21 protein-coding genes, 1 tRNA gene and 1 pseudogene are annotated in these 17,547 nt (G+C 66.8%); 17 read left to right on the top strand and 6 right to left on the bottom strand.

Annotated features, from left to right (window positions below; translation table 11 throughout):
• The first annotated feature begins 109 nt into the window (after positions 1-109).
• From ON20_RS18825 to ON20_RS18800, 6 genes are all read left to right on the top strand, one after another.
• Positions 110-547 carry an Asp23/Gls24 family envelope stress response protein gene (locus tag ON20_RS18825; RefSeq protein ID WP_040837192.1) on the top strand — a complete coding sequence of 146 codons (438 nt, stop codon included), beginning with the start codon at positions 110-112 and terminating at the stop codon, positions 545-547.
• Positions 548-572: 25 nt separating this feature from the next.
• The gene (locus tag ON20_RS18820) at positions 573-764 is read left to right on the top strand and encodes a hypothetical protein (protein WP_040837190.1); all 192 of its coding nucleotides are present in this window, start codon (positions 573-575) and stop codon (positions 762-764) included.
• On the top strand, positions 761-1,096 hold the full coding sequence (locus ON20_RS18815) for an Asp23/Gls24 family envelope stress response protein (protein ID WP_040837188.1): 336 nt from the start codon (positions 761-763) through the stop codon (positions 1,094-1,096). Before ON20_RS18820 ends, ON20_RS18815 begins: the two co-directional genes overlap by 4 nt.
• Positions 1,093-1,776 (top strand): DUF6286 domain-containing protein, encoded by a 684-nt coding sequence (locus ON20_RS18810; protein WP_174361909.1) that lies wholly within the window; start codon positions 1,093-1,095, stop codon positions 1,774-1,776. The genes ON20_RS18815 and ON20_RS18810 overlap by 4 nt, the downstream gene beginning before the upstream one ends.
• The gene (locus ON20_RS18805; RefSeq protein WP_040837186.1) at positions 1,773-2,348 is read left to right on the top strand and encodes a hypothetical protein; all 576 of its coding nucleotides are present in this window, start codon (positions 1,773-1,775) and stop codon (positions 2,346-2,348) included. Before ON20_RS18810 ends, ON20_RS18805 begins: the two co-directional genes overlap by 4 nt.
• 102 nt (positions 2,349-2,450) lie before the next feature.
• A complete protein-coding gene (locus ON20_RS18800; RefSeq protein ID WP_040837316.1) occupies positions 2,451-3,194 on the top strand; it encodes an SIR2 family NAD-dependent protein deacylase in 744 nt (247 codons plus the stop codon).
• 13 nt (positions 3,195-3,207) lie between these two features.
• On the opposite strand, the gene ON20_RS18795 is transcribed toward ON20_RS18800, so the two are convergent.
• Positions 3,208-4,506 carry a D-arabinono-1,4-lactone oxidase gene (locus ON20_RS18795; protein ID WP_040837184.1) on the bottom strand — a complete coding sequence of 433 codons (1,299 nt, stop codon included), beginning with the start codon at positions 4,504-4,506 and terminating at the stop codon, positions 3,208-3,210.
• A 9-nt stretch (positions 4,507-4,515) separates the two neighbouring features.
• A pseudogene (gene tnpA / locus ON20_RS18790) lies at positions 4,516-5,036 on the bottom strand (IS200/IS605 family transposase).
• Here tnpA and ON20_RS41045 point away from each other — a divergent pair.
• The 3 genes from ON20_RS41045 to ON20_RS39060 are packed head-to-tail and all read left to right on the top strand — an operon-like array spanning position 5,011 to position 6,208.
• Positions 5,011-5,490 carry a helix-turn-helix domain-containing protein gene (locus ON20_RS41045; RefSeq protein WP_306306863.1) on the top strand — a complete coding sequence of 160 codons (480 nt, stop codon included), beginning with the start codon at positions 5,011-5,013 and terminating at the stop codon, positions 5,488-5,490. The pseudogene tnpA and the gene ON20_RS41045 sit on opposite strands and share 26 nt — an antisense overlap.
• Positions 5,487-5,897 (top strand): RNA-guided endonuclease InsQ/TnpB family protein, encoded by a 411-nt coding sequence (locus ON20_RS39065; RefSeq protein ID WP_306306862.1) that lies wholly within the window; start codon positions 5,487-5,489, stop codon positions 5,895-5,897. Before ON20_RS41045 ends, ON20_RS39065 begins: the two co-directional genes overlap by 4 nt.
• Positions 5,816-6,208, top strand: coding sequence for an RNA-guided endonuclease InsQ/TnpB family protein (locus ON20_RS39060; protein ID WP_245547314.1), 393 nt, complete (start codon positions 5,816-5,818; stop codon positions 6,206-6,208). The genes ON20_RS39065 and ON20_RS39060 overlap by 82 nt, the downstream gene beginning before the upstream one ends.
• 153 nt (positions 6,209-6,361) lie before the next feature.
• Here the strand turns inward: ON20_RS39060 and ON20_RS18780 are convergent, their stop codons facing one another.
• Entirely contained in the window at positions 6,362-7,033 is a 672-nt protein-coding gene (locus ON20_RS18780) for a TetR/AcrR family transcriptional regulator (RefSeq protein WP_051162781.1), read from the bottom strand.
• Positions 7,034-7,176: 143 nt separating this feature from the next.
• On the opposite strand from ON20_RS18780, the gene ON20_RS40605 reads away from it, so the two are divergent.
• From ON20_RS40605 to ON20_RS18755, 5 genes are all read left to right on the top strand, one after another.
• The gene (locus ON20_RS40605) at positions 7,177-7,590 is read left to right on the top strand and encodes a fluoride efflux transporter FluC (protein WP_368853932.1); all 414 of its coding nucleotides are present in this window, start codon (positions 7,177-7,179) and stop codon (positions 7,588-7,590) included.
• A 241-nt stretch (positions 7,591-7,831) separates the two neighbouring features.
• Entirely contained in the window at positions 7,832-9,469 is a 1,638-nt protein-coding gene (gene pgm, locus ON20_RS18770) for a phosphoglucomutase (alpha-D-glucose-1,6-bisphosphate-dependent) (RefSeq protein ID WP_040837313.1), read from the top strand.
• Between the two features lie 8 nt (positions 9,470-9,477).
• The gene (locus ON20_RS18765; RefSeq protein ID WP_245547313.1) at positions 9,478-10,857 is read left to right on the top strand and encodes an MFS transporter; all 1,380 of its coding nucleotides are present in this window, start codon (positions 9,478-9,480) and stop codon (positions 10,855-10,857) included.
• A gap of 58 nt (positions 10,858-10,915) precedes the next feature.
• Complete coding sequence (locus ON20_RS18760; protein ID WP_051162775.1) at positions 10,916-11,650, top strand: thioredoxin domain-containing protein; 735 nt, start codon at positions 10,916-10,918, stop codon at positions 11,648-11,650.
• A gap of 94 nt (positions 11,651-11,744) precedes the next feature.
• Positions 11,745-11,820, top strand: a tRNA-Ala gene (locus ON20_RS18755).
• Between the two features lie 390 nt (positions 11,821-12,210).
• Here ON20_RS18755 and ON20_RS18750 read toward each other — a convergent pair.
• The 3 genes from ON20_RS18750 to ON20_RS18740 are packed head-to-tail and all read right to left on the bottom strand — an operon-like array spanning position 12,211 to position 14,110.
• Positions 12,211-12,657, bottom strand: a complete 447-nt coding sequence (locus ON20_RS18750) for an NUDIX domain-containing protein (protein WP_040837182.1) — start codon at positions 12,655-12,657, stop codon at positions 12,211-12,213.
• Positions 12,654-13,241 carry a CYTH domain-containing protein gene (locus tag ON20_RS18745; RefSeq protein ID WP_040837181.1) on the bottom strand — a complete coding sequence of 196 codons (588 nt, stop codon included), beginning with the start codon at positions 13,239-13,241 and terminating at the stop codon, positions 12,654-12,656. The genes ON20_RS18750 and ON20_RS18745 overlap by 4 nt, the downstream gene beginning before the upstream one ends.
• A 23-nt stretch (positions 13,242-13,264) precedes the next feature.
• Positions 13,265-14,110, bottom strand: a complete 846-nt coding sequence (locus ON20_RS18740; RefSeq protein ID WP_040837180.1) for a helix-turn-helix domain-containing protein — start codon at positions 14,108-14,110, stop codon at positions 13,265-13,267.
• Positions 14,111-14,417: 307 nt separating this feature from the next.
• Between ON20_RS18740 and ON20_RS18735 the strand changes: the two genes are divergently transcribed.
• The 3 genes from ON20_RS18735 to ON20_RS39055 are packed head-to-tail and all read left to right on the top strand — an operon-like array spanning position 14,418 to position 17,514.
• Positions 14,418-15,881 carry a pyridoxal phosphate-dependent decarboxylase family protein gene (locus ON20_RS18735; protein WP_083865055.1) on the top strand — a complete coding sequence of 488 codons (1,464 nt, stop codon included), beginning with the start codon at positions 14,418-14,420 and terminating at the stop codon, positions 15,879-15,881.
• Positions 15,878-16,795 carry a class I SAM-dependent methyltransferase gene (locus ON20_RS18730; protein ID WP_040837179.1) on the top strand — a complete coding sequence of 306 codons (918 nt, stop codon included), beginning with the start codon at positions 15,878-15,880 and terminating at the stop codon, positions 16,793-16,795. Before ON20_RS18735 ends, ON20_RS18730 begins: the two co-directional genes overlap by 4 nt.
• Positions 16,792-17,514: a nucleotidyltransferase family protein gene (locus ON20_RS39055; protein WP_040837178.1), complete on the top strand. Its 723-nt coding sequence runs from the start codon at positions 16,792-16,794 to the stop codon at positions 17,512-17,514. The genes ON20_RS18730 and ON20_RS39055 overlap by 4 nt, the downstream gene beginning before the upstream one ends.
• Positions 17,515-17,547 lie beyond the last annotated feature (33 nt).

The raw sequence follows: 17,547 nt of genomic DNA, 5'->3' as shown, positions 1-17,547 counted from the left end.
GATCAGGAGGAATCGAATGGCTCCGTCCAGTGCCGAGACCGCTTCCGGTCCCCTCGACAGCGGTACATCACTCGGTGAAAAGGCTCGTACGGCAACGGGCTCGGCGGATATGCCGCCGGCCGCGCCGCCCGCCCCGGCGGGTAGGGAACATGCCCTGGTGACCGAGAAGGGCACCACCACCATCGCCGATATCGTAGTGCAGAAGGTGGCCGGATTGGCCGCCCGCGAGGTCCCCGGGGTGCACGCCCTCGGCGGTGGTGGCGGCCGGGCGTTCGGCGCCTTGCGCGACCGTATCCCCGGCGCCTCCTCCAGTATCGGGCAGGGCGTTTCGGTCGAGGTCGGGGAGAAACAGGCGGCCGTCGACCTGGAGATCGTGGTCGAATACGGCGTGCATATCGCCGAGGTGGCCCGGGTGGTGCGTCGCAATGTCATCATCGCGATCGAGCAGATGACCGCGCTCGAGGTGGTCGAGGTCAATATCAACGTCAATGATGTCCATATCCCGGGAGACGACGAGTCCGACGTCCCCACCGGCCGGGTGCACTAGCCCGGCGCTCGGAGAGGAGCCGATTGTGAACGCCACCTCGATATGCCTGCTGATCAGCGTCGCGCTCGGTCTGGCCGCCGCGCTCGGTGGGTTCGGCGCGTTCCTGACCGTCGCGGTATTCACGGCCGGAGGTCTGCTGATCGGCCGGTGGCTCGACGGTGAGATCGATCTGGACGGACTGCTCCGGTCGGCACGACAGCCCCGGAACCGCCGATGACCGTGGATATCGGGGCGCTGCCGCCCGCCGAACCACCGGGCGTCACGACGGTGAGCGGTCGTGCGGTGCGGCGGATCGCCGCGCATCTGGCCGCGGAGGTCCCGGGGGTGGCGGGGAAGGCCAAGGTGGAAGCCGTGGTCTCCGGCGACTGGACCGCGCTGAGCGTGCGGTTGCCGGTGCGGTATCCCGAACCGGTCGGCCGGGTCACCGACGCCTGTCGGGCGCATCTGCGGCAGCGCACGGAGGAACTGACCGGGCTGGGCGTCGTCTATATCGATATCGAGGTGACCGAGTTGGTCGCCGATACCGTGCCCGTCGGGAGGGTGCGGTGATCCGCAGGCCCCGCCGGGCGGTAGCGGCCGCACTGGTCGCGCTGGCATTGTTGGCGGCGTGCATCGCGGTGGGGGTGGCGCTGGTGCAGCGGCTGATCGGGGTGCGCGAATACATTTCCTATGATCGGGTCGCCCGTGAACTGCACGGCCTCACCTGGAACGAACCACAGGTTCTGGTGGCCGGTATCGCGGCGGCGGTGCTCGGGGTGCTGCTGCTGGCGGCGGCGCTGCTGCCCGGCCGCGCCCGGGTGCTGCCGCTGACCGGCTCGCGCCCGGACGGTATCGACGCCGGTATCCGGCGCCGTGACCTGCGGGCGCTGTTGCGCGCCGGTGCGGCCGAGGTGGACGGCGTGATCTCCGCGCGGATTCGACTCCGACGCGACAAGGCGCTGGCGATAGTGCACACCGACCACCGCTCCCACGATGATATGGCCGCTGCCGTCTGTTCCGCCTTGAGCGAGCGCGTCCAGGAAACCGGCGCGTCGGTGCGTCGGGTGCGTGCTCAGGTGCACAGGCCGCATCGCGAGCGTCGCACCGCCCACCGCCGGCCCGCGACGCTGCGGCGAAGGACCCGCGGTCCCGCCGTATACGGCCCGCCCCCCGCCGACGGCACGGGCGCCGGGGGCGGGGCGACCGGATCGGCGCTGCCGGACGGTGCCGAATCGGGGGAGGATCGGTGACGCGAAACGATCGTCCCGCCAGACTGAACCGCGCCCTGCTCGCGGTACTCGGGGTGGCGCTGATGGCCGCCGGTGGTCTCGCCGTGGCCGCGCATTTCGATCGGCTGCCCTGGGTGGACGCGGATTCGACTCTGGTGCCCGGTACCGCTGCCCCGCCGGACTGGGTGCTGTGGGTGGTGGTGGCGGGTGCCGTCGTGCTCGGGTTGCTGTGTCTGCGGTGGCTGCTGGCGCAGGTGTTCCGGATGCCGAAACCGCAGTGGTGGCGGATGGAGACCGAGGGCTCCGCAGGGAAGACGATGCTGTCGTCGGCGACCGCGGCGTCCCCCGTGGTCGCCGATATCGAGGCCATGCCCGAGATCCGCGCGGCCGCCGCGTGGCTGTCGGGACCCTTGACCGCGCCCGAACTGGACCTGCGGGTGACCGTCGAATCCGATGCCGATATCGGCGAACTGCGTCGGCGGATCCTCGACGAGGCGGTGGCGCGGTTACGGTGCGCGCTCGAGGTGGACGAGATCGCGGTGCGCCTGGAATTGCGCATCGCCGACGCCGGCCGACGTGCCCGTGTGCAGTGATACCTCGGGGCGGCGCCCTATGCCGGCGGATATGCGGACACGGCCCTCCTCGATGAGACGACAGTTCCACCGGCCGCCCGTCCCCGCATGGTGGTCGCGGCGATGACCGCCTGGTATCGCCGTCCCGGTCGGATCGGCGTCCTCACCGGCGCCGGTATCTCCACCGATTCCGGGATTCCCGACTTTCGTGGGCCGCGGGGGGTCTGGACCAAGGACCCGATGGCCGAACTGCTGTTCACCTATGACAACTACCTTGCGGACCCGACGGTGCGGGAGCGGTCCTGGGTGGCGCGCCGGGACAATCCCGCCTGGAACGCCGAACCGAACGCCGCGCACGTCGCGCTGGTGGAGTTGGAGCGGGCGGGCCGCACGGTCACCATCATCACCCAGAACATCGACCGTCTGCATCAGCGAGCCGGTTCCACCCCGCAACGGGTGCTCGAAATCCACGGCAATATGTTCGATGTCGTCTGCGTCGAATGCGACTATCGCTCGAGTATGACCGTGACGCTGGAGCGGGTGGCCGCGGGTGAGGCCGATCCGCCGTGCCCGGACTGCGGCGGAGTGCTGAAGGCGGGCACCATCATGTTCGGGCAGGCATTGGACACCCGGACCCTGTTGAAGGCGACACTGGTCGCCGAAACCTCCGATATCTTCCTGGCCGTGGGCACCTCGCTGCAGGTGGAACCCGCGGCGTCGCTGTGCGGGCGAGCCGTCGCCGCGGGCGCCGATCTGGTCATCGTCAATGCCGAACCGACGCCGTACGATTCGATCGCGACCGAGGTCGTCCGGGAATCGATCGGTGAGGCGTTGCCCAGGCTGGTGCGGCAGATCCTCGGGCGCTGAATCCTTCGGTCGACTAGCCGACCGGTCCGAGTACGCGATCGAGATAGTCGTTGGCGAATCGGCCGTCGGGATCGAAACGGTGCCGGACAGCGGCGAACCGATCCCAGTCCGGGTAGCGGGGACGCAGGGTCCCCGCGGTCTGGAAGTGGCGTTTGCCCCAGTGCGGCCTGCCCTCGTAGCCGTCGAAGACCTCCTCGCAGGCCCGGAAATACGGTTCGTGGTCCATGCCCCGATACATGTGTACCGCGATATAGCAGGTATCGCGGCCGGTCGCGGGGGACAGGAACGCGTCGTCGGCGGCGACCCAGCGCACCTCGACCGGCATCGGGGAGCCGAATCTCGCCGAGAGCCGTTTGAGCGCGCGGATCGCCTCGGCCGAATGCCGCCGGGGTATCGCGTATTCCATTTCGGTGAAGCGGAACAGCCGCGGGGAGGCGAACACTCGATAGGAATGGTCCACTTGGCGCCGGTAGCTTCCCGCGTAGGCGGCGCCGCGCTGGATATACGGGACCAGCGCCGGAATCCGTCGTCCCGCCCGGCACAGCGCGTCGAAGGCATAGTTCGACAGCAGGATATCGGCGAACCAGTCCACGGCCTTGGCACGTGGCCGGGCGGGCAGCTCCACCCGGTTGTTGCGTTTGGTCATGGCGATCGAGCTGTGGCCGAACATGTAGAACTCGAAATGATCGTTGCTGTCTACATGGGAGTCCAGGTCGGCGAGCACCTCCTCCACGGGCATCGGCCGTTCGATACCTTCGAGGACGAACGACGGCACCAATCGCAGGGTCAGCGCGGTCACCACGCCCAGGGCGCCCACGCTCACCCGGGCCGCGCGCCAGCCGTCCGGATCGGACCGGCCATCCAGTTCCACGATTGCGCCGTCCGCCGTCATCAATTCCACCGCGTGTAGCGCTGCGGAGATATTCGGCAGTTTCGCACCGGTGCCGTGGGTGCCGGTGGCGGTGGCTCCCGCAATGGTCTGCACATCGATATCGCCGAGGTTGGGGAAGGCCAGGCCGCGTTCGTGGAGGGCGGTGCTGATGGCGTCGAGGCGCATACCGGCCTGTACTCGGACCAGCCCGGTGTCCGAGTCGATATCGAGGACCCGGTTCAGGTGGGACAGGTCGAGCAGGACCCCGTCGGTGAGGCAGGTGTCGGTGAACGAATGGCCCGCACCCGCGACACGTACCCGATGGCCGTCGGCGGCCGCACGGGCGAGCGTTTCGGCCAGTTCGGTGTGGTCGCGTGGGGTGGCCAGTCGCGCCGGCGCGCACCGCTGGTCGCCGGCCCAATTCACCCATGAGTTGGTCACTCGTCCAATTTAGGGGATGGTCGTGGTGCGCGCTACCAGAATGTCCGCTGGTGCGCCGTCGTTCAGGGCGGTGATGAAAGCGGACGCGGGAGGGCCGCCAAGGCCCGAGCGTGCCTCAAACCGGATGCTTTGCTGTTCGATGTACTGCCGCAGGGCCGTGACCGGTGCACCGCCGACCGATCCGGCGAAGTAGGAGCCCGACCACAACCGCTGCGCCCGCCAATAGTGGCGCACCAGGTCGGGGAACTCTTGACGCATCCGTCGCGAGGACACCCCTTTGAGGCTGTTGACCAGCTTGGAGAGTGCAACTTTCGGTGGGAAGTTCACCAGCAGATGCACATGGTCGGCTCGCTGTTGAACTCGACCAACTCGCACTCGAAGTCGGTGCACACCGCCCGCATGATCTGCTCCATCCGCTCGAGATGACGCGTAGCGAACACTCGATGCCGGTACTTCGTCACGAAAACCAAGTGCGCATGGAGAACGAAAACGCAATGCCGACCAGTGCGGATATCATCGTCTTCGGTCATAAACCAATATGGCACACTCGATCTTGTGCAGCTCAGATACAACTTCCGCGTCTACCCGACGCCCGGCCGGCGGATCGCGTTGGCGCAAGCGTTCGGGTGCGCACGGGTGGTGTACAACGACGCCCTCGCTGCTCGCGAAACTGCACGGGCAGGCGGACTGCCTTACATCAAAGACGCTGAACTGTCGAAGGCGTTGACGGCTGCGAAGAAGGACCCCGACCGGATGTGGCTCGGCGAGATGTCGTCGGTGGTGCTGCAACAAGCGCTCGCCGACCTGAACACCGCCTACCGGAACTTTTCGCCTCGATCACCGGGAAACGAAAGGGCACACGGGTCGGGCCGCCCCGGTTTCGGTCTTGTCGCGATCATCGACAGACGATCCGGTTCACGAAGAACGCCAGGTTCCAGATCACAGCGGGCCGGAAACTGCGGTTGCCGAAGATCGGGGATGTGAAGGTTGCGTGGTCGCGGGAACTGCCGGCGGAGCCGTCGTCGGTGACGACCGTCAAGGACGCCGCGGGCCGGTATTTCGCGTCGTCCGTGGTGCAAGTAGATGCCGAGCCGTTGCCCGAGGCCGGCACCGAGGTCGGTATAGATCTCGGATTGTCGACGTTCGCTGTCCTGTCGAACGGCAAGACGATCACCTCACCACGCTTCTTGCGGCAGGCCGAACGACGGTTGAAAAAAGCTCAGCGGGCTGTGTCTCGCAAACAGAAGGGCCCGGCCAACCGGGTCAAGGCCCTGTCAGGATCGCCAAGGCTCACGCTCGCGTGGCCGATATGCGGCGGGACTGGGCGCACAAGCATTCCACGGCGATTATCCGCGAGAACCAAGCGGTGTTCGTCGAGGACCTGTGCGTGAAAGGTCTCGCCCGCGGCCGGTTGGCGAAATCGGTCCACGATGCCGGGTGGGGCATGTTCATCCGCATGCCGGAGGAGAAAGCCACCCGGTATGGGCGGGCCTTCGGCACAGTGGACCGCTGGTTCCCGTCCAACCGCACGTGCTCGGTGTGCGGGGCGGTCGGGGACAAGAAACCGCTGCATGTGCGCACCTGGACGTGCACGTGTGGCATCCTCCACGACCGCGATCTGAACGCGGCCATCAATATTCTCGCGGCGGGACGCGCCGAGAGCTCAAACGCCTGCGGAGGGGCTGTCGGTCTTTCCGCCTAGTGGGAAGCGAGCCCCTGTGAAACAGGAACCCACCGACAGCGCCCCGCGGGGCGCTGGTAGGAATCGCCCGCCTTCAGGCGGGCGAGGATGTCAAAGAAGACGCTCTCGTCCATACCTCGATGTGTCGTAACCGCTCGTCGACGCGACCGGATCTCAGCGGCGGCGTATCGGACAGTAGGCGCCGACCGCCCCCGCCCCGAAGTCGGTCGGAGCGCCCACCTCCAAGTCCCGACGCGGGGTGCCATCGGCCCGGACACCGTTGAGGACGATGCCCAGATAGCGCCGCCACAATTCCGAATCGACCGGTCCGGCGAATTCCGCCGCCGCGTCGACCATGCGGATCATCGTGAAGAGGTCGGACGCCTCGATATCGGCGACAACCACACCCGCCGCGCGCGCCCGATCGACAACGGCCGCCACGGCGGGACCGATCCGCTCGCGAATGCTGTGGAATTGCTCGCTACCGCCGCGCAGTTCGAGTATCACCTCGCCGAAACCGCGGTTGGTCGACATATGGCGGCAGGCGTACTCCATGAGTCCCACCAACCCCAGCCATGGATCCGGATGGCGCAGACTCTCCTCCGCGACCTCGGCGAACGCGTCCACGTGCCGGCAGAAGACCTCGGCGATGAGCTTCTTCTTGTTCGCGAAGCGGCGATAGACCGTGCCCACCCCCACACCTGCCCGTTCGGCGACATCGTCGAGGGTGATCTCCAGCCCGCGGACGGCGAACAGTTCCTGCGCCGCGGCCACGATGCGCTGCTGGTTGCGTGCGGCATCGGCGCGGAGTCGCCGCGCTCCGGGGTCGGTCGTGGCGTGTTCCACGCTCGAATCGTAGCAAGGCGCGGCCGTCCCGAGGGCCGCGTTCCGTCGCACGCCGGTGCCATTTCGCTTGGGCGCCCGAAGTTTTCGTGATCTTGCTGGGGGGAGGGAAAGCGCTTGCGGCCCAGCGGAATACCTAGGATCCGGTGGCGCTTCGACCTGCGCACGGGCCGCCGTACCCACTTCACGGGAGTACACCGATACCGTATCCGCGGCGTCCATGGCGATATACCGGGGTCCGCCCTGCGCCACGAGTCGCGCGGTGGTGGCCCGCGCGGCCGGGACGCGTCCTCCGGGCCGCTCTCCCCATCGATATCGTCGACCGCGCGGCGATCGGCGTCCCGGTGGTTCCGATCGCCGATATGTGGGTAGCACACAGATTGCTACGCCCTTCCCAAGGTGTCGGTGTGCTCGGCGGATTCGCAACGTTTTCCGGTTACGGCGCGGAGATTCATACACTGCTCGAATCGAGGGCCGCGGGTGTGGCACTCGGATATCCGGTGGGGACGGTGGTGATTTGCCTCGGTGCCGTGGCGCTCGGGATGATGTCGACGCGGTGACCGGCGGGAAGTGCGTAGCGTGGCGGGACAACGAGAACAGCACGACGAAAGGGCCGGACAATGACCGAATCATCCGTGCGCGGGGGCCGCGGGTCGCGATCCCGACAGTACGGGGGTGCTCGGTGACGGCCGCCTGCGAATGGAGCCCGGCCGCGGCCTATCCGGCCGCCGAGACCGCGGGGATGTTGGCATGATCACGATGACGAGTCGATCGCAGCCGACCATGAAGGGAGTTCCGACCATGGCCCACGATCGCGCCGGACGACCCGCACGCCCCGACGATCTGGTGGATATCGCCGGGCTGGTCACCGCCTACTACAGCCGTGTCCCCAACCCGGACGACCCGGCGCAGCGTGTGGTGTTCGGTACTTCCGGCCATCGTGGCTCCAGCCTCGACGGCACCTTCAACGAAGCGCATATCCAGGCCATCACCCAGGCCGTCGTGGAATACCGCGCCACCCGCGGTATCACCGGACCCGTCTACCTGGCACGCGATACCCACGCCCTGTCCGAACCCGCCTGGACCACCGTGCTCGAGGTCCTCGCCGGTAACGGTGTCGGCGCGGTGATCGACTCCCGCGGCCGCTACACCCCCACCCCCGCGCTCAGCCATGCCGTGCTGCGGCACAACCGCGCCGAGGTCCACCACCAGGCCGACGGCATCGTGGTGACCCCGTCGCACAATCCGCCCCGCGACGGCGGTATCAAATACAACCCGCCGCACGGCGGCCCCGCCGACACCGGCGCCACCGACGCCATCGCCGAGCGTGCCAACGACCTGCTGCGTGGCGGCCTCGCCCAGGTGCGCCGCGCACCGCTCGCGCATGCCATGTACACGGTCGAACACTACGACTACCTCGACCACTACATCGCCGACCTGCCCGCCGTACTGAACATGGACGCCATTCGCGGCGCCGGTATCCGACTCGGCGCCGACCCGATGGGCGGGGCCAGCGTCGACTACTGGGAAGAGATCGGCCAGCGCTACGACCTGGAGCTGGAAGTGGTGAACCCCTCCGTCGACCCCACCTGGCGGTTCATGTCGCTCGACAGCGACGGCGTCATCAGGATGGACCCCTCTTCCCGCCACGTCATGGCCTCCCTGATCGCCATCAAGGACGACTACGACATCTCCACCGGTAACGACGCCGACGCCGACCGGCACGGCATCGTCACCCCCGACGCCGGGCTGATGAACCCGAACCACTTCCTGGCAGTCGCCGTCGAATACCTGATCGCCAACCGTATGGGTTGGGACGCGCTCACCAAGGTAGGCCGCACGGCGGTCACCTCGTCCATGATCGACCGGGTGGCCAAGGTACTCGGCCGGGATGTGCACGAGGTTCCGGTCGGGTTCAAATGGTTCGTGCCGGGCCTGTTCAGCGGCAGCCTCGCCTTCGGTGGTGAGGAGAGCGCCGGCGCGTCGTTCCTGCGGATGGACGGCGGGGTGTGGACCACCGAGAAGGACGGGATCGTGCTCGCCCTGCTCGCCGCCGAGATCGCCGCCGTCACCGGGGAGAGCCCGTCGGCCCGATACGCCGAACTCGAACGCCGCTACGGCAGCCCCGCCTACGCCCGGATCGACGCCCCGGCCACCAAAGAACAGAAGAAACTGCTGGCCGCGCTGAGCCCCGAACAGGTCACCGGCACCGAGGTCGCGGGTGAGCCGATCACCGAGGTGCTCACCCGGGCCCGCGGCAACGGTGCCCCACTGGGCGGACTCAAGGTGACCACCGAGAACGCCTGGTTCGCCGCGCGTCCCTCGGGCACCGAGGACAAGTACAAGGTCTACGCCGAATCGTTCCACGGCCCCGAACACCTGGCGAAGGTGCAGGCCGCGGCGGAGGAAATGGTGGGGCGGGCACTATCCGGGGGATAGTGGACCGAGTGAGCAGTAGAGTCGGCCCGTTACCCCTAGGTAAACGCCCTCGAGAGGAAACCCTGCCCCGCGAGATCTGGGTGCTGGTGGGCGCGTCCTTCGTCATCGCCATCGGATTCGGTCTGGTCGCGCCCGTCCTCCCACAGTTCGCGCTCGGCTTCGGCGTGGGAATCGCGGCCGCGTCGGCGATCGTCAGCGCGTTCGCGTTCATGCGGCTGCTGTTCGCCCCGGTGAGCGGGCGGCTCGTGCAACTGCTGGGGGAGCGGCGGGTGTATCTGAGCGGGCTGCTCATCGTCGCCCTGTCGACCGGGGCGAGCGCGTTCGCGCAGACCTACTGGCAGCTGATGGTGCTGCGGGCCGCGGGCGGGATCGGCTCGACCATGTTCACCGTCTCCGCGATGGCCCTCCTCATCCGGCTCTCACCACCCGGACTTCGCGGACGGGCGTCCGGGCTGTGGTCCACCAGTTTCCTGATCGGCTCGCTGGCCGGCCCGCTGGTCGGCGGCGCGCTCGCCGGCTTCGGACTGCGGGCGCCGTTCCTCATCTACGCGATCGCCCTGCTCATCGCGAGCGCCATCGTGTACTTCAACCTGAAGGATTCGCAGCTCATCGAACCCGAGGGCTCCGGTCCCGTACCGACCGTGACCTTCGCACAGGGTCTGGCCCGGCCGGAATACCGCGCGGTGCTCTGGTCCAACTTCGCCAACGGCGCGGCGGTATTCGGGGTGCGGATGGCGCTGGTGCCGCTCCTTGTGGTGGAGGTGCTGGGACAGCCCGCCGGGATGGCCGGGGTGGCGCTCACGGTCTTCGCCGCCGGTAACGCGACCGTGCTGTTCGTCTCGGGCCGGCTCTCCGACCGATGGGGACGCCGCCCCCTGCTCATCACCGGCACCCTGCTGTGCGCACTCGGCACCGGCGGCCTCGGTATCGCCCCCGACCTGGCATGGCTGCTGGTTGCCTCGTTCGTCGCCGGACTCGGTTCGGGCCTGTTCACCCCCGCCCAACAGGCCGCCGTCGCCGATATCATCGGTCCCCGGGCCCGAGGTGGCCCGGTGCTCGCCGGTTTCCAGATGTCGGCCGACCTCGGCACCGTCCTCGGCCCCGTGGCGGTCGGCGCCATCGCCGATCGGCTGTCCTACGGTGCCGGCCTCGCCGTCACCGGCGCACTGCTCGCCGTCGCCGCGCTGGTCTGGCTGATCGTCCCCGAACCTCTGCGTCGCGACGTCCCGGTGGTCCACGGCGCCGAACAGGTGCTCACCGTCGAGGACGAGGCCGACAAACTCGCCGCTTCGTGCACCTGCGACGGCGGCCCCGGCGGCGGCATATCCACCACCGTCCCTGGCACCGGCACACCCCGCATCGACAAGGCCGGCGAACCCGCCGAATGACGCTGCGCGCATCCCGAGGAGCGTGATCGGAACCGCTGCCTGCGGCAAAGTGGAAAGGGTGAGCAGCTCACCGTCCGACTACACGCCCCGGCCCGTCTCCAGTCGCACCACCTACGCGCTGGGCGCCCTGGCCGTGGTCCTGATCGCACTGATCGTGTTCCTGGTCTACCGCTGGAGCTCCGGAGGCACCACCGAGGTCCGCAACAACGGCTACGGTTCGGTGCACCAGGCGGCGGTGGTGGTATCGCTGGAAAGCGACGCCATCCGCCTCGGGCGGGCCGACGCCCCCAAAACCATCGATATCTACCTGGACCCGCTCTGTCCCGCCTGCGGCATCCTCGAACGTCGCTACGGCCAGGAAATCGCCCAGAAACTGGACGAGGGCAAACTCGCCGTCCGCTACCTCTACGTCGACTTCCTCAACGACCGCTCCGCGAGCAAGGACTACTCCACCCGCGCCATTGCGGCCCTGCAATGCGTCGCCGAAGGCGGCTCCGGTCCGGTGTTCGCCGAATTCCACGACACCCTGTTCACCACCCGGCAACCCGACGAGGGCTCCGACCTCGGCGACGACGAACTGGCCACCATCGCCGCCGAGGCCGGTGCCACGGAAACAGCCCACCAGTGCATAGTCCTGCACACCCGCCATACCGCCGCCGAGGCCGCTGCCGCCGCGGCCACCAAGGCCCTCACCGACGCCTTGTCCGACAAGGCCGCCACACCCACTGTCTTCGACGGGGACACCAAGATCGATGTCAACGATTCCGAGTGGGTTCAGCACGTGGCTCCCTGATCGCCCGGTACGCCCGGAACCAGGCGATTTGGTTCCGGGTAACTCGGTGGTGTAGGTTCGTTCAGGCAGGTCGGGGAACAAACCGGCACATTCCGGGGCTATGGCGCAGCTGGTAGCGCACCACACTGGCAGTGTGGGGGTCAGGGGTTCGAGTCCCCTTAGCTCCACCAGGGGTTATAGCCGTTCGATATGCCCGATATGTCGGGTTTTACGACACTTTTCGACGACAGTGACCCTCACACCGAAATCCCCGGTGCGAGGGTCCTTTTCTTGTTGGTGTGGTGATCACCGGACCGGGGCCGAGCCGCTCCTCCCGACGACGTATCCTCCCGTGATGTGTGACCAGAGCCACACCGGACCGGTGGCGTAAAGTGGGGTTGCGACTCGCGGTCCGCTCGGCGGCCACCGAAAACGCCAGGACCCTGGTGATGAGGGTAGGTGGTCGTCGTGCTGTTAGAAGCTGCCGACCGGCAGGACCGCGACCGAGGCGCCCACGGGCAGCCGGACGGACGTCCACCAGCACTCACCTGGTGCCCCCTTGTGCACGATGATCTCGCCGTTCAGTCGGTGTTTCGGTAGGTGGTGAGAGTTTGTTTGACCGCGTTGGTGACGGGCGGTTCTTCGGTGAGTGGGGTCCAGGTGTAGGCGTCGTGTTCGGTGAGCCGGACGGGCTCGGGGGCGGTGCATTGGACGGTGAAGTTGAATTGGCGGCTGTGTTTTCCGCTGCCGGAGCGGTAGTCGAAGCTGTCGATGTAGCGGCCGATGCCGGTGACCTGGAGGCCGGTCTCTTCGGTGACTTCGAGGGTGAGGGCTTGGGTGAGGTTTTCGCCGGGTTCGACTTTGCCGCTGGGCAGTTCCCAGATGCCGCCCATGAAGTCGTTGCCGGGTCGGCGCAGCAGGAGGATGCGTCCGTCGTGCTCGACGACGGCGCCGACGACGAGTTGCTGGACACCGTCGCGTTCGGCCTTGGTAGTGAGGTCTTCAAGGTGGGTCGTCGTGGGGCTCATCCTTTTCGCCCTGAAGGAGCATCCGATGGTTGGCGTGCCTGTCGGACCGCGTCGGTGTACAGCTCGGTGGTCAGTTCCTCGGGGGTGACACCGAGTTCTGTGAGTATCATGCGCAGTTCTGCGAAGGCTTGGGGCAGGTCGGGTTCTTCGGCTTGGGTTTCCAGCTCGAGGTAGGTGTCGTCGATTTCCGGGACCTGGGCGATGGTGGCGAGCATGCGCCTGTCGGCGGCGGTGAACTCGAAATTTTCGCAGCGTTTGGTGAAGGACAGGGCGGGTTGGTAGCCGAGCCTGGTGATGATGTCATGCATGGCGTCGCGGTCGGTGATGAGGGTTTCGAATTCGGGTTTGGATCCGGTCGCTGCGTCGACGGCGGGATCTTTGAAGGTGAGCACATGGCGGCGGTTGCCGGAGTGGTCTTCGATGGTGCGGAGTCGGAATTCGCGGCCGGTGCGGTCGAGGTCGTCGGTGGTGGTGTCGTAATAGGTGTCCTGGTAGGACACGGTATCGGGAGTGGCTCGCTCGTGTAGGGCGGCGCGGACTCGGTCCGGGGCGGTCAGGCGGGCTTTGTATTCGGCCTCGATCACGTGTGCTGCCTTTCTGTCGCTGGTCAGACGACGCGGTGTCCAGTGATGAGGGTCTGTTCCACGGTTCGGCGGAAGGCGTGGTGCAGGACCCCGCTGGGGTTGGGTTCGATCCGGTGTGTGGGGCAGGCGTGGGCTTCGCGGTGGTCGGTAAACGCGGAGACGAACATGGTTCCGTGTGGTCCGTCGATGCTGATGATCCGCCATACCGGCACATGGTCATAGAGGTGGACCTCAACCCTCCGTCCGGCATCGACCAGTTCACGCAGTCGTGAGAGGGCCAAGCGGATGCCGGCGGCGAATGACTCGGCTGATTCGCCGATCTCCTGTGCACGGTAGGCGGCGGCAGCCGAGTCGGGGTCGAGCAGAAGGGCGCGTAGCCGTGCGTCGGCCGGGATGACCTCGCGCAGGAGTGAGTCCTTCAGCCCCAGGATGCCGAGCCCGCGCACCGCCATGACATCAATGGTGTCAGCACTGTGGACTGCGATGCGGATGTCCGCGGCAGCGTCGGCTTGGGATGGGTAGGTGCGGGTGATCTCGGCGGGATCGGCCGATATCACCGGGTCGTTCTGGGGTGCGAGTCCCAGGGCGATGCGGGCCGGGTCCGGCATACCCAGGCCGTCGGCCAGTCGCTGGTACGAGCTGAGGCTGGTGACCTGCCGGCGCCGGTTGATCAGTTCGTTGATCCGGCCTTGGGAAATGGCCAGGGCGGTGGCCAGGCGTTGCTGGCTTGCGCCGGTGTGCTGCTGCACCAGCCGGAGAATGCCGGCGACATCACGATCGGTGAGAAGGCGCCGGACTTCTGCACGGTCCCAGACTTCGGCGGGGACGACGACCGGCGTGAACGCGAATCCCTGCACGGCTGCCCCCATCCTGAACACCCACCTGGGCTTTATCTCACTGCGAGATTATCAGGTTGGCCGGTGATATCCCCGCTGTGTGATCGAAAACCCCTGTGCGCCTTGGCTTACTGGATGCATCGTCCACCGTGTTCGAAAGGCGTCGTGCATGCTCGAATCGACCCCACTTCTTCCTCTGTCCCGAAGTGCACCAGCCAGCACGGACGCTCGCGTCGACGGCGCCGGAAACAACGACGGATACATCCGGTCGGAGCAATCCCGTGCCATTACGGTCGAGCCGGGTTCGGCGAGGGACGCCACCGGGCCGGATGTTCTCGAAATGCTGCATCGTGCGCTGGATCTTGGTCTGGCGTTCAAGGGCCGAGATGAGATCTACGGCGACCGTATGCCGCCGAACGAGATTCGTGACCTGCTGCTGACCGAGCTCCCGGAAGTACCTATGAGGTATGAGGAGGTCTATCGGCAGTTCCGTGATCAGGTGCTGCCACTGTGCAAGAACGAGGCATCGCCGCGGTTTCTGGGTTTCGGCGACACCGGCGATGACCCGGCGGCACTGATGGGCGGTGTCCTGTCGCTGCTGACCCAGCAGAACATGATCAACCAATCGTTCGACTCGCCGAGCGCCACCTTCATCGAGATCGCGGTGCTGCGGTGGCTACGAGACCTCCTCGGGTTCATGAATCCGGCGGTGTCCGAGGTGAGCTCGGTGTGGGACGTGGGTGGTGTGATCGGTCCCGGCGGGACGATGAGCAATACGATTGCGATGATGCTGGCACGCGAGACTGCGGCTCCCGGCACCATGAGCGCTGGCATCACCTATCCGGAAAGGTTTTCGGTCGTCGTCCCCGAAGGTATCGGACACTACAGTGTCAAGGCTGCGCTGACATGGATCGGCTGCGGCGCCCGGATCATCGAAGTCCCGACCATCGGTTTCCGCTACGACCTCACAGCCCTCGAGCGCACGCTCAGTGGGCATCTCGGGCAGGTGATGGCTGTCGTCGCCTACGCCGGCGACAGCCGCACGCAGACTGTGGATGATCTCCGTGCCGTGCACGACCTCGTGCGCTCGTTCGATCCCCGAATCTGGCTGCACGTCGATGCCTGCTGGGGTCTGCTCGCCGCGTTCAGCCCGCGGTTGCGGCCGCTGCTGGACGGCATCGCGGAATTCGACAGCGTCACCGTGGACCCGCACAAGATCATGGCCATCCCATACGGGCTTAGCGCGCTACTGGTCCGCGACCCAGCAGCGTTGCGGACGGTATCCACCTACTCGGACCTGATCATGCAGGAGGACTTCGCGTTCGGCCAGGTCACGCCGCTTCTCGGGACAAAGGACTGGAGTTCGCTGAAACTGTGGATGATGATGCTCGGCCGTGGCCGTTCCGGCTTGGCTGCGCTCGCCGAGGACCGGGTCGCCGCGGCTCGTCGGTTTGCCGCGCTCGTCGATGCGCATCCCCGGCTCGTCCGGCTCAACGATCCCGATCTGGCGGTCGTCGTGTTCATGTACCTTCCCGGCGGAGTCGACGAGTCCGTTCCGCTGTCCGAGGCCGACATTGCCGCCGTCAACGAGTTCAACCTCGCCATCCATCAGCGGATGCTCGACGAGGGCCGGTGGCACCTGCATCAGTTCACCCTGCGCGACGATCTCGGCCGACTGCGCCACGGCGCGGTCCTGCGCCCGCTGCGGTTCATGGCCAACAATCCCGGCCTCACAAGCGAGCACATGCGCGACGTCGTGACCTACCTCGACCACCTCGCCGCAGACTTGGAGGGTGCCGCATGACGACCACCGATCAGTTCCGCTCGGTCTACGAGACCGAGGGCGTCTACGACCGTCTGCTGTTACGCCACTTTTTCGGCGGGATCGAGGACACCGAATTCGTACGGCGCCGGATGACCGACCTGTTCGGCACTCCTGACCCAGCACTGCGGATCGCTGAGCTCGGGTGCGGCACCGGCCGGATCACACGCATGCTCGCCCCCTACGCCCGTGAGCTCGTCCTGGCCGACTACAGCCCGGCAATGATCACCGCGGTCTCCCGGGGCTTTCCGCATGCGCGCACACTGTGCGCCGATACCCGGGATGCCGTCGCGGCCCTCCTCGCCGAGGGTCGGCAGGCGACTTTCGATGTGGTGGCAGCGTTCTGGTCGTTGAGCTATCCACTCGGCGAGTTCTTCGAAACCCTGTCTGCGTCCGGGGTCGTGCCGAACCCGGAACCGGGTCCCGCACGGGAGCAGGCGCTCTCCTTCATACACCAGATGATCGACCTTCTCGCCCCGAACGGACACTTGACGGCGCTGTTGTTCGACGCCGAAAGCCCGGAACAACGACTCGTCACCCACGGCTGGGAAAAGGTCGTGCCCTTCCCGGAAGGTGGCCGCTCCTACACCCGCAATCTCCTGATCGACGCTCTCCGGCGGCTGGAAGAGAATGGTCGAGGAACGCTGAACCACACCCGGCTCGGCGGAGTCGCCTGGGCACCGGATCCGGCGGCCGCTCGTGACTGGTTCTTCGGAGTCCACTTCAAACACCACCCCAAGTTGACGAACGATCAGGAACTCGCTCGGATCGTCGACGACTTCATCGACCGGCATACATTGCCCGACGGCGCCGTCGCACTTCCCAGCGGCGTTCACCTGATCGACTTCCACCGGGCAGACCATCCCCGCGCGTCCCTGCCTCAGGTACTGCCATGACCGACGAGTTGTTCGCCGCGGCGGCGGCCATCACGGCGGAATTCGCTCCGGACGGCTACGGACTTGCCTACGGTTCGCATGCCGGCGGGCTTGCCGGGCCGAACTCGGACCTCGATCTCGTCCTGATCGGCCGGCAGCGGCCGGAGAGTGCACGAATGAGGGCGTTGATCAGCCGGGTGGTCTCGCTGCACCACGCGTTCGGGCTCGACCTCGACACCGAGGTGGACTATCGGACGAAACTCTTCGCAACCCACGAGGATGTGAATGCCGCGGTGGAGTTGCGGTGCTTCGACCGGGTCGACGGTCGATTCGCCCCCGGACCGGTGATCGTCGAACCATGGTGGCTGAACTCGACCGAATTCGGCCGGCGACTGTTGCTCAATGCGCTCACCAGTCAACACATCTTCCTCGGCGGCGATGTGCAGCGCTACCGGTTCGATCGGCAGCGGGCCGAACACGGCATCGCCCGGCTCGCCGTCTCGATGATCGGCAACCACTCGCTTACGATCGCGGATGCGGTCGAGGCGTTGTCCCGGAGTTCCACCGGTGCCTGCGGCAAAGATTTCCTGGGATATACATCCAGCCCCTATCTTCGTTCGGCTGTTGCAGCAGGAGTTTTGGCGCTCGTCACCGCAGGCGACCTTAAGGTTCTTCCTGGTCTCCGTGTTCGGGCGACGGCCCGATCCCACCGCGACCCTCACGCATACACAGGCCCCTGAGATACTCGGTGCCTACCGTCGTTCAGGAAAGGA

Origin of the sequence: Nocardia brevicatena NBRC 12119, from assembly GCF_000308495.1 — a bacterium.
Classification (GTDB): domain Bacteria; phylum Actinomycetota; class Actinomycetes; order Mycobacteriales; family Mycobacteriaceae; genus Nocardia; species Nocardia brevicatena.
The sequence above is the reverse complement of the archived record's forward strand: the minus strand, read 5'-3'. Positions and strand labels throughout refer to the sequence as shown.

Bases quoted from the DNA above. Each gene is read 5' to 3' on its own strand.
- ON20_RS18750 (WP_040837182.1), bottom strand. From the start codon at position 12,657: ATGAGCCCCACGACGACCCACCTTGAAGACCTCACTACCAAGGCCGAA.
- ON20_RS18735 (WP_083865055.1), top strand. From the start codon at position 14,418: ATGCTGCATCGTGCGCTGGATCTTGGTCTGGCGTTCAAGGGCCGAGAT.
- ON20_RS18730 (WP_040837179.1), top strand. From the start codon at position 15,878: ATGACGACCACCGATCAGTTCCGCTCGGTCTACGAGACCGAGGGCGTC.
- ON20_RS39055 (WP_040837178.1), top strand. From the start codon at position 16,792: ATGACCGACGAGTTGTTCGCCGCGGCGGCGGCCATCACGGCGGAATTC.
- ON20_RS18815 (WP_040837188.1), top strand. From the start codon at position 761: ATGACCGTGGATATCGGGGCGCTGCCGCCCGCCGAACCACCGGGCGTC.
- pgm (WP_040837313.1), top strand. From the start codon at position 7,832: ATGGCCCACGATCGCGCCGGACGACCCGCACGCCCCGACGATCTGGTG.
- ON20_RS18800 (WP_040837316.1), top strand. From the start codon at position 2,451: ATGACCGCCTGGTATCGCCGTCCCGGTCGGATCGGCGTCCTCACCGGC.
- ON20_RS18825 (WP_040837192.1), top strand. From the start codon at position 110: ATGCCGCCGGCCGCGCCGCCCGCCCCGGCGGGTAGGGAACATGCCCTG.
- ON20_RS18740 (WP_040837180.1), bottom strand. From the start codon at position 14,110: ATGGGGGCAGCCGTGCAGGGATTCGCGTTCACGCCGGTCGTCGTCCCC.
- ON20_RS39060 (WP_245547314.1), top strand. From the start codon at position 5,816: ATGCGGCGGGACTGGGCGCACAAGCATTCCACGGCGATTATCCGCGAG.